Genomic DNA, 9,673 nt, shown 5'->3' with positions numbered 1-9,673 from the left:
GCGTGGTTCCGGCAAATACAACCGAGTTGTTGCCTCCTGCAAAGCGGGAAGAACTGACGTCGCAGAAGCGCTTGTAAGAGCGGGCTTAGCGGTGGCCCTTCCTCAGTTCAGCGACCAATACGTTTTTGCCGAGGCGCAGGCTAAGTCGCGAGGCGTTGGCATCTGGGCAGGAGAGTTCATGCTGCCTGCTGACTTCCGTGCGGCGAACCCAAGCTCTGTCCCCGTGGTCAGGATCGAGAAGCAACCCCAGGCACCAACAGTTCAATCTTCAAACAGTGTCTATTTCCGAGGATGCCGCGAGGCGCGAGCTGCTGGATATGCTCCGATGTACCGTGGTCAGCCAGGCTACCGGCCGGGGCTTGACGGCGACAACGATGGGGTCGCTTGCGAACCGTATCGAGGGCGCCGTTAAATTGGGAACAGCCTACCCAACAATCTTTGGTTAAGACCGCCAGAACCATTAAAACTGTGCGGACTAGCAACGTAGCTCGTCTACAGGCTGCTTACGTTACGAGACACTCCAAAAGCTGTCGTTCCGCTTGCGGCCCAAAAGCGGCCGCGCGGCAATGCGCTCTCAGGTCGGCCATTTAAGTTGTGACCAAGTGTGCCCAAAAGCAGTCACCCTACAAAATGAGGCAACGTCCGTTTGACTTTTTTGTAAGGGGCCTGACCATGTGCCGATTTGCTGCCTACTACCGCGTTTCTACCGACAAGCAGGGCCGCTCTGGCCTCGGGCTTGAGGCTCAGCGCCAGTCGGTTCGCGCCCTTTGCGAGGCGAGGGGCTGGGAGATTGTCTCAGAGTTTACCGAGGTGGAGAGCGGCAAACGCAACGACAGGCCCGAACTCAACGCTGCGCTGGACCATGCCCGCCTGACGGGGGCGAAGCTTGTTGTGGCGAAGCTCGATAGGCTCAGCCGCGATGCAGCGTTCACCCTGCAGCTACGCAATAGCGGCGTGGACTTCACCTGCGCTGATAACCCGGATGTCAACCGGCTCACCATCGGGCTTCTGGCGGTTATCAATGAAGACGAGCGCGAACGTATCTCTGAGCGGACCAAAGCTGCCCTTGCTGCTGCCAAGGCCCGGGGGGTGAAGCTGGGCAACCCGAACGGGGCGAAGGCGCTCCGCAGGGCCGGGAGGGGCAACTGCGCCTCCGTTGCGGCGATCCAAAACAACGCTGATAGGTTCGCAGAGAGCCTAAGGGGTACCGTGAACGCGATCCGCCGGGACGGGGTCACTAGCCTAGCCGGGACCGCTGCGGAGCTGATTGCGCGCCACATGAGGACCGCGAGGGGCGGCAAGTGGCATGCATCTTCCGTGAAGAACTTGCTTAAACGGCTGGACGGTTTGGTAGCCTAGGATTTCCCTTTCGGGCTTGATGCCCTGCTTTTTTCATTGCGCTTCTTCGGCTCGTCGGTGGGTGCTTCCAACGTTCTTCGCTCAGCAGTATCAGCTTCAGACCCAGCCGGGTTCTCTTGAAGTTCATAGACGCCCGCGAGCATCTTCAGGGGCTGTTCGCCTGACAGCACGTCGATTAGAAGCTTCCTAGCTGCAGCTTGCTCCAGAAACTCATTTTCCCAAGCACTGGGGGCATAACCCAGACGATGCTCCTCTTTCTTCGGCAGCTTGGCTCCCACCACGTCGCCAATCCGCTGAGTTAGGTTATGGCGCGCATCTGCCGCGCTCTTGTAGAACCCCTCTCTAACCGTCTGGTCTTCTGACCGCCAACCGGGGTTATTGAGCGCGTCCATTAGTTTGCCCCATTCGGACATTGCCTCGGTGTCGTCCGAGAAGAGGACGGGAACCATGTTTATGGCGGCGACATGGTCCGGCGATAGTTCTAGGCCCCGCGTTCTTCTGAGCGTTTCGAACAAATCCCAGCGCCGCTTTTTCTTCTCTTGGGCTGCATCAATCCAGCGAGTGATCCATACGCCGACGAGAGGTCCGAAAAATATCGCTAGGAGGACCAGCCAATCGTAAAACTGTGGGGACGCGGTCATTGGCCGCCCTCCAGCTCCTCTAGTCTCATCAGTATCGCTTTCTCGTGCTGATAGATATCGATAGGACCTTCCACGGGATGCCTTATCTCATCCTTTCCGGAGAAGGTGCCGAAGTGCCTGCTGGTTGCGCTGTTGAAGTGCAGGCGCGCAATGCTTTTTCGGTTGTTGTCGTCGAGTAGGACAGCGCAGTAGGACTTGGCGTCCCTCATCACGTTCCTCTTGGGGTCCACCTTCCGTGCCCCGATAGCCCTTACAATGTTATAGCCTTCGATCTCCTCGGGCGTCGTCTCAATCTCGTCCTGCGGCCCTGTTTTGATCTCCACTTCTTCGGCCCCACTATCCAGCGCAGACGTCAGCCGGGCATTCACCTTGTCCCGCACCAGTGTCGAGAACGAGTTGATGATCAGGCCCTCGAAGGTCTCCTTCACAGAGGCCGTGAGACGACCTGAATGCACTCGTCCAGCGATCATGCGCACGAGTTCCTCGGAAGGCTCCTGCATCTCCTTTTCGAGTTCTTTGTAGACGAGCGTTTGGAGCTTAAGCTTGCCCGCTTCCTGCACGATCCGCTCAATGTCGAAAGCGGCCTTCGAGAAGCTCTCAAGGGTCCGGTAGTCAGACTTGCGGAGGCTCTCCAGGTCCAGCGTAAAGAAGGGCCGCTCGTCCATTCGATTCGGTGAATCGATATCGGAGAAGAACTTGTAGATCACGCCGTTGGTCAGGATCGCCACGCGGGCTTCAGTGACGCTGAAATACCGGTAGAGCTGAGACGCGTGGTTTATGCTCAATTCTGAGTGCGATGGCTTGCATTCGACCAACATGGTGATCCTGCCACCAATGCTGACTGCATAGTCTACCTTCTCACCCTTCTTCGTGCCGACATCGCAGGTGAACTCCGGGATCACTTCGGCTGGATTGAACACGTTGTACCCGAGGGCCTGCAGGAATGGCATGACAAGCGCGTTCTTCGCAGCTTCCTCGGTTGCCAGTACCTCACGATGATCCCGCACGGTGTTGGCAATGTCACTGATTTTGGCTTCTAGCTCCACGGCTTACCCCTCTAATAGAATTGAAGCCTAAGTATACTTGCTATTCGTTACCACAAGCGTAGAGTTTTACCCGAGTGTCACGATATTTCTGTGACGGTGAGGGAGGCCGAATGTCATTTTTCAAAGGATTGGCTGATTCATTTCGCGCCGTGAACGAAGGGCGATCAACCGCTAAAGCCCACCAACTAGCGGAGCAGCTTTTGGGAGTAAGGCTGCCACCAGACGTCGCGCAAGACGGCTACACCGCTGTTGCAGATATGGCTGACTTTAGTTCGGTCGAGCAGATGGCGATGATCTACACTATCAAGTACGCGAAAAGACAGATCGGCTATTTGGATGCCGTAAACGCGACAGGCGAGTTCCGGCGAGAGGTTGCAATGAACGTTGCAAGAGCGTGCATCGGGCTTGCGGATCTTCAGCGGGGCGGGGCGGACTTCAATGCTGTTTACGTGCACCAATTGATCGGCGCAGCGAAGCAGCTTGGGGTGAAAACGGACAGTCCGAAAATATCTTTCGAGCTTTAAAGCGGAGCCGAGCTTTAGGCGGCGCTGGACGATAATGGTAAACCGGGGAAGTCGGCTTTAGGCGAAAGGCGTTCTCTCCCGGTTGAGTGTTGCGACCAGCTTTGTCACGGGGTCTTGTGGTCCCGGAAGTTAGCATGTTGTGACCGCTTTCGTTGTACAATCCGCGAATGCGGCCACTCCGCATACGGCCCAAAATCGACCAAATGCCCTGACACTGTTCGCCAGATACTAATCTCTCCGTGAGCCCAGTCGCTTGCGTCAAAAAGCTCAGTTCACATCCGAGAACAGCCAATCCAGATACGCCGCGAGGCGTACCCCGCCTTGTTGCAACCTTCGCTCCGCTGTTGGGAGGTGTTCGTACTGATAGGCGTACCCAAGGCGGGCAACGCCTTCTTCAGATTGAGGGTAGATCGTGTCGCGAATAGCGGTGCTTTCTCCGATCCAGATGAGGGGGTTGGGCTGCCACCAATCAATCGTCTCCGTAGGCTCGATCTGGCGGCCCATCCACTCTGCATATTCCGAATAGGACAGGTTCTGTCCTTCGAGCATTCTCGTGTCCCAGACCGCATGAAGATTGGTCTCTTGGCCGAACCAGAGAACGTCGACATCATTGCCGCCTCGATCGCTTCCGTTACCGGCATGAAGCGGTTGATGGAGGTCCCCGACGATGTGCACGATGAAGCGCAATGCCAGAGCCTTTTCTTCTTTCGTCGCTTCGGTGCTGCGCACCGTCTGAGTGAAGCGTCGAAGTGCGGTGAAAGCGTCACCTTCCTCCGGGCTTCCGATAGCCTCCAACGTTGTGCCAATGGGCACCGTCACATAGTGGTATGGCCCAGCTTCGGTCTGCCAAAAAGTGTCTGGGTTCGACCTCTCTTCGTCCGCCCAGGTCGAGGCCTCGGCGAGGTCTTCCTCTCCGAGTATTTGCTCGATCGATGCAGCTGTTCGGCCGTTCACTCGCTCTTGTGCGATCTGTCCAATAATCCTGTGGCCATCCTGCCCCCAGGCAAGCGCGGAAGATGGGATCGCAACGAGCATCGCGAAGCTCATGAGTTTGGCGAAACGGTGCATCAAATTCTCCAATCCTGCGTTTCGGCTTAGCGGCTCAAGTCAGCATTAGAAAGTCGCGGCGCTGGCTCCTTATCCGGCTATCGGAGACTTGCAGCTTGAGTGCGTGATTTACGCTCGGACTGATCGCCGATTTGGCTTCTGACAAACTCTTCAACCGGCCTTGAAAAATCACCATAAGCCCGGTGCTTTCTGCCTCACTGCTAACTTCATTCGAGCGCTGCATCCGCGGCTACGATAACGGCCAAATTCTCAAGCTCGCCAACGGCACTTTCGGAAATTCGGACAACGCCCTTGTATCGAAAACAAGGGACTTGGGCGGATCCTGACTTTGGATACAAACAGCGTCCCAAAATCGCAGATTTGTCCGAAGTGGAGGATACAGAACACATGGTTTGTATCCCTCCTTGGATTCAGCGCAATACCGCAAAAGTGCCGCAGGCACTTTTGCACGGGGTTTTCCGGCGCGAACCGCCGTGTGAAGCCCCTATGCGCTCTCCGAGGGTGCACTCCTAAAAAACCGAGAGACCGGTTTTGTATCCGTTTCGCCGCTCGCGCGGCGGGGCCTCTTGTGAGACTTCGCTCATTTCCGGCAGGCATTTGTAGTAGAGAGACAGCGCAGCTTTGTAAGTCGCAAAGCTTCGCTCCCGGCTCCTCGATCCAGATGGAAAATAGCTCCGCGTGAGGCCTGCCCCGATCACCTGATGGCTTCAACTCTGAAGGCTCGAAGCTCCTCGAAAATCAGCGCGAAGCATCCGCTGCAGGTGCGCCCGCGGAGCGGCGCCGACAAGCGGCGTCATGTGACTCAGGAATGAGAGAAAAAGGTCGGCATGAAGGCCGAGTAGAAATGAAAACAAAGGGGAGGGAGAGCTCGGCTGGAGCGGCCTCCTCAAAAGGAAATTCTCAATGAATATGATGACACTGAACCGTCTCCTCGAGGGCGAGCCCTTGTGTCCGCCTGCGACACATCGGACGCGCAGCCGTCTTGGCTCCCTTATCCGTGCCTCCGGACTTGCCGGTGGCGATAGTTCTGGCTTGGACGAGCGCATTTCGAGTGGCTACTTCACTGATCCGAGCGCGGGAATTGCGTTGCTCGCGACCTCCTGCAATCGCCCACTGTACTACCCCGAGGGGGAAGCATTCGCAGTGATCACGCAGATGGATCTGGTCCTGCTGCGCTTCGATCCTCTCGAAGGTGTAAGCTTCGATTTGCTGCTGAACGGGAGCCGTTTCTGGCTCTGCAACTATCTCGCTTGGCGCCGTAGCGGCGAAGCCTTGTGGCTCGTGCCCTCACACTCCGCCGGGGCTTTCTTTCGCCTGAGTAGTGGGGGGCTCGAAGCATACGATACTGCGCCGTACGCGAATGGCTATCAGCGCTTCGCCGGGATCATCCGCGGCATCGAAACTCCCTTGTTCGAAGGGAGCTACTGACATGTCCATGCTCGCTTCCAAAGAAGCCGTTTCCGATCAGGATGAAGGCGAACAGCCACGCACCAGGATGAGCGTTTTTGTTCATCCGTCTACTGACGAAGTCCCTGAATTCACTTGGGCCCGCCATTACTACAAGGGTAGCGAAAACCGCGACGGCATCAGGCCGTGGCTGGACAAGAAAATTTTTCCCGGGAGCGACCCTCGTTTCGGCTGCGCAGCCAAACTCGATGTGCTGCTTCCCGCGGCAGCTTCCGGCGATCTCGCCAGGAGCGGGACGCTCGTCGACCGCTACGACGAAACCCATCCGCAGTATGAGAAGCACGTAATGGTGCATGTGAAGATCATGCTCGATGATCATGAGCCTTGGCATGCCGGGTTCGAGCGGGTCCGTAGCTTTGCGCGCGCTCATTTCGCGGATCGGTTTGCGACGGTCCTCATCGCTCATGTCCCAGCCATGGGCGGTCTCACAGGGAAGGGTAACCATGTGCATTGCGCGGTGCTCGCTCGCACTCTCAGCATCAATGGGTTCGAAGGCGCCTGCCGGGTCTTGTGTAGCGATCAAGGCTATGAAGCAGCACTCACTGCCTGGCGCGATCACAAAGAAAGCTGGGACGCGGCCGCATGAGCAATTCTCAGAACGCTACCGCTTCCAATGTTCTCGCCAAACATTGGGCCCGGAAGGGACGCGAAGAACTCGATATGCTGGAAGCCACACTCAACCTCGCTCGCCGGCTTTTGGCGAGCGGGGAGGTCCAGCCTTACGTGGAGGGTGAAAATCCCTTCGAAGTGCCTCCGTTCGACTGGGAGGCCAGTGAGCCGAAGGCCGATGCCCCACGGCGCATCTGGCTTGGGACTGTCAGCGACTTGGAAAGCGGAACGGGTCACACAGTATATTTCGCGGCTGGTCTTGCGCGAGATGCGGACGAATTTCGTCGACAACTGGCCTCAAATCTCGGTCCCACGCTCGCGAACGGGGCGGAGGTGAGCTTAGGCTTGGAGGAGTTCAAATTCTCACGGACCTTCATTTCGCCGCCTCTGCGCCAGGTTCTCACAAAGTTCGACGAAGGGAAGGGGGCGCCGAGCCAATTCTTTTTTCTCAGCCGATGGTCTGAGAATTCATCATGATGAAGAGTGTCGACCGCACAATTGCGAGGATCAATCCTGCTATGATCTCGCTTCTGGGACTAGCAGAACAAGGTTCAAAATAAAAAACTTTGTCGATGCGCCCGAACGCTCAGAAATCTTCCTAGAATAAGAAGACCATGTGCTTCTCAGGACCGGGAATGACTGCCAAATCGCGTTTCCTACAGGCCGATGTGACCCGCGCGCTTCGAGCTGTGAAGCAGGCGGGTTGCATCCCTGCCAGCTGCAAAATCGACGAAGACGGTTCGATCACTGTCGAGCTTATCGGCGAAGCTGGAGTGGCGCCAGATGATAACCCTTGGGATAGAGAATTGAATAATGGCCCGCCGTCGTTTCCTACCTAAATATGTGACTGCTTTCTCCTATCGACACGGTAAAATTCGCTATCGGTATCGGAGGAAAGGGCGGCAGGGCGGCTATTTCAGCAGTTCTCCTGGCTCGGAAGAGTTTCGGGCTGAATATCATGCCTTTGAAAACAAAAGCTCCAGTCGTCAGGACGCTCAGATCCAGCGCCCGAGACGCGGTACCATCGGCGATCTGAAGCATCGCTATATGTCGGTTCCCGATCGGCTCGGCCCCACCAAGGTAACCCAGCAGAAGGTCGGTGCGGTCATCGAAGATTTTTGCAAAGGAAGGGAGGGACGCCTGGTCTCACAGCTCACCTTCGAACACCTTGATGCGATCATAGCTAAGAAGAAGACGAAAACGGTCCGGGATACCCCTTCTGGACCACGAGAAGTCGGAGGGTACTTCGCGGCGAAAAAGCTTCGCAAAGAACTGATACGCTTCTTTCAGTTCGCCAAAAAAGCAGGCTTTTGTGATCACAACGTCGCGAAGGACACTTCCCCAGTGCAGCGTGGGCGCGGTGAAGCATCGGGTGGCTTTCACGCGTGGACAGAAGGGCAGATTGCTCAGTTTCAGCGTCACTGGCCGCTCGGAACCCGTGAGCGAGCAGCCCTAGAATTGCTTCTGTGGACTGATCAGAGAAGATCCGACATCGTAAAGATGGGCATGGCACAGACACGCGACGGATGCCTTCCTATCATTCAGGCCAAGACCGGCACCAAGCTTTGGTTGCCAATGGCCGATCAGCTAGTTGAGGCAATCGTTGCGTTGCCGCCCGAATTCTCCGACCCATCGTGCTTCCTCATCACACACAAGGGCAAGCCATTCACAAAAGAGTCGTTTGGGAACTGGTTCGCGAAGGCGTGCGATCAAGCCGGATTGCCATCAAAGTGCCGGGCGCATGGACTACGGAAGGCTACTTTGCGGAGGATGGCGGAACTCGGCATGTCCAACAAGGAAATGAAATCTGTCAGCGGTCAGAAGCGCGATGCCACACTCGCTTTATACATCGAATCCGCAGACCAACGAGCCCTGGCAACGAATGCAATTCGCCGCTTGTCCGCATGGGCAAGCGAAGCTGAGTGTCTAACCTCTTCAAGAAAGTTAGACATGGGAAACGCTGAAGATGGCTGATTTGCGTTACTTCTGAGAAGTAAATGGCTCCCCGAGTTGGATTCGAACCAACGACCAAGTGATTAACAGTCACCTACTCTACCGCTGAGCTATCGGGGAGCAGCCTGTACGGCAGGGGTGCGCCTATATGGGCGGGGATTTGCTTTGGCAAGCGGGGTTTTGCAAAAAATTGCGGGTCTCTGCCCCGGCGTCGCTTCTCAGACCTGGAATTGCTCCGCCACAATGCGTTCGTCGAGGGTGTGGCCAGGATCGAACAGCAGCGTGAGGGTCTTGTCGCGCGCGATCTCCAGCCGGACTTCGGCGACATCGCGCAGCTCGCGCTGGTCGGCCACGGCAGCCACAGGGCGCTTCTCCGATTCTAGCACGCGGAAGGTGATGCAGCTGCGATCCGGGAGGATCGCGCCCTTCCAGCGGCGCGGCCGAAACGCGGAAATCGGCGTGAGGGCGAGAAGCTGGGAATCGAGTGGCAGGATCGGCCCGTCGGCAGACAGGTTATAGGCGGTGGAGCCGGCGGGGGTCGACAGCAGCACGCCGTCGCACACCAGTTCCTTGATCCGGACCTTGTCGTCCACCAGCACTTCGATCTTCGCGGTCTGGCGGGTTTCACGCAGCAAGGACACTTCGTTGATGGCGCAGAACCGCTCCGTGCGCCCGTCCTGCGTTTCCGCTTCCATCGCCAGCGGGCTGATATTCAGCTCCTTGGCGCGCGCGAGGCGGCTCAGCAGCTTGTCCGGCTGGCGGTTGCGATTCATCAGGAAGCCGACGGTGCCCAGGTTCACGCCATAAGCGGGAATGATCCGCCCGGAATCGAGCATGGAATGCAGGCTCTGGAGCATGAAACCGTCGCCGCCCAAGACGACAACCGCATCCGCCTCTTCGATAGGAACCCAGTCGGCAAGCGGGCGATAGACTTCCGCCGCAGCTTCCTGCGCGCGGTCCGAATCCGAAACCAAGAGTGCCAGTCGGTTATAGTCGGCCATTGCCT

At 57.1% G+C, this 9,673-nt stretch carries 12 protein-coding genes and 1 tRNA gene; 8 read left to right on the top strand and 5 right to left on the bottom strand.

The window, feature by feature from the left end:
• Positions 1–412: thermonuclease family protein (locus tag BM173_RS14895; RefSeq protein WP_143089612.1), on the top strand; the 412-nt coding region annotated here is incomplete at its 5' end.
• 260 nt (positions 413–672) lie between these two features.
• On the top strand, positions 673–1,359 hold the full coding sequence (locus BM173_RS08865; RefSeq protein WP_090480154.1) for a recombinase family protein: 687 nt from the start codon (positions 673–675) through the stop codon (positions 1,357–1,359).
• On the opposite strand, the gene BM173_RS08860 is transcribed toward BM173_RS08865, so the two are convergent.
• Both BM173_RS08860 and BM173_RS08855 read right to left on the bottom strand, forming a co-directional pair.
• Positions 1,356–2,000: a DUF6680 family protein gene (locus BM173_RS08860; protein WP_090480151.1), complete on the bottom strand. Its 645-nt coding sequence runs from the start codon at positions 1,998–2,000 to the stop codon at positions 1,356–1,358. The two genes, BM173_RS08865 and BM173_RS08860, sit on opposite strands and share 4 nt — an antisense overlap.
• Positions 1,997–3,046: a type I restriction endonuclease gene (locus BM173_RS08855; protein ID WP_090480148.1), complete on the bottom strand. Its 1,050-nt coding sequence runs from the start codon at positions 3,044–3,046 to the stop codon at positions 1,997–1,999. The genes BM173_RS08860 and BM173_RS08855 overlap by 4 nt, the downstream gene beginning before the upstream one ends.
• Before the next feature lie 110 nt (positions 3,047–3,156).
• Between BM173_RS08855 and BM173_RS08850 the strand changes: the two genes are divergently transcribed.
• Entirely contained in the window at positions 3,157–3,570 is a 414-nt protein-coding gene (locus BM173_RS08850) for a hypothetical protein (protein WP_090480145.1), read from the top strand.
• A 267-nt stretch (positions 3,571–3,837) separates the two neighbouring features.
• On the opposite strand, the gene BM173_RS08845 is transcribed toward BM173_RS08850, so the two are convergent.
• A complete protein-coding gene (locus BM173_RS08845) occupies positions 3,838–4,638 on the bottom strand; it encodes a S1/P1 nuclease (RefSeq protein WP_090480141.1) in 801 nt (266 codons plus the stop codon).
• A 1,032-nt stretch (positions 4,639–5,670) separates the two neighbouring features.
• Between BM173_RS08845 and BM173_RS08835 the strand changes: the two genes are divergently transcribed.
• The 5 genes from BM173_RS08835 to BM173_RS08820 all read left to right on the top strand — a co-directional run bounded on the left by BM173_RS08835 (position 5,671) and on the right by BM173_RS08820 (position 8,688).
• Positions 5,671–6,066: a hypothetical protein gene (locus BM173_RS08835; RefSeq protein WP_143089611.1), complete on the top strand. Its 396-nt coding sequence runs from the start codon at positions 5,671–5,673 to the stop codon at positions 6,064–6,066.
• A gap of 1 nt (position 6,067) precedes the next feature.
• A complete protein-coding gene (locus BM173_RS08830; protein WP_090480130.1) occupies positions 6,068–6,691 on the top strand; it encodes a hypothetical protein in 624 nt (207 codons plus the stop codon).
• Positions 6,688–7,191 carry a hypothetical protein gene (locus tag BM173_RS08825; RefSeq protein WP_090480126.1) on the top strand — a complete coding sequence of 168 codons (504 nt, stop codon included), beginning with the start codon at positions 6,688–6,690 and terminating at the stop codon, positions 7,189–7,191. Before BM173_RS08830 ends, BM173_RS08825 begins: the two co-directional genes overlap by 4 nt.
• A 158-nt stretch (positions 7,192–7,349) precedes the next feature.
• Positions 7,350–7,553 carry a hypothetical protein gene (locus tag BM173_RS14600; RefSeq protein ID WP_177201850.1) on the top strand — a complete coding sequence of 68 codons (204 nt, stop codon included), beginning with the start codon at positions 7,350–7,352 and terminating at the stop codon, positions 7,551–7,553.
• Positions 7,554–7,557: 4 nt separating this feature from the next.
• Positions 7,558–8,688, top strand: coding sequence for a tyrosine-type recombinase/integrase (locus BM173_RS08820; protein ID WP_177201849.1), 1,131 nt, complete (start codon positions 7,558–7,560; stop codon positions 8,686–8,688).
• A gap of 24 nt (positions 8,689–8,712) precedes the next feature.
• On the opposite strand, the gene BM173_RS08815 is transcribed toward BM173_RS08820, so the two are convergent.
• Together BM173_RS08815 and BM173_RS08810 are read right to left on the bottom strand one after the other, a co-directional pair.
• Positions 8,713–8,787 (bottom strand) — tRNA-Asn (locus BM173_RS08815).
• 98 nt (positions 8,788–8,885) lie between these two features.
• A complete protein-coding gene (locus tag BM173_RS08810; RefSeq protein ID WP_090480121.1) occupies positions 8,886–9,668 on the bottom strand; it encodes an NAD kinase in 783 nt (260 codons plus the stop codon).
• Between the last annotated feature and the right edge of the window lie 5 nt (positions 9,669–9,673).

The organism is Qipengyuania nanhaisediminis (genome assembly GCF_900115585.1).
GTDB classification, from domain to species: domain Bacteria; phylum Pseudomonadota; class Alphaproteobacteria; order Sphingomonadales; family Sphingomonadaceae; genus Qipengyuania; species Qipengyuania nanhaisediminis.
This window is presented reverse-complemented; position numbering and strand designations above follow the sequence as displayed.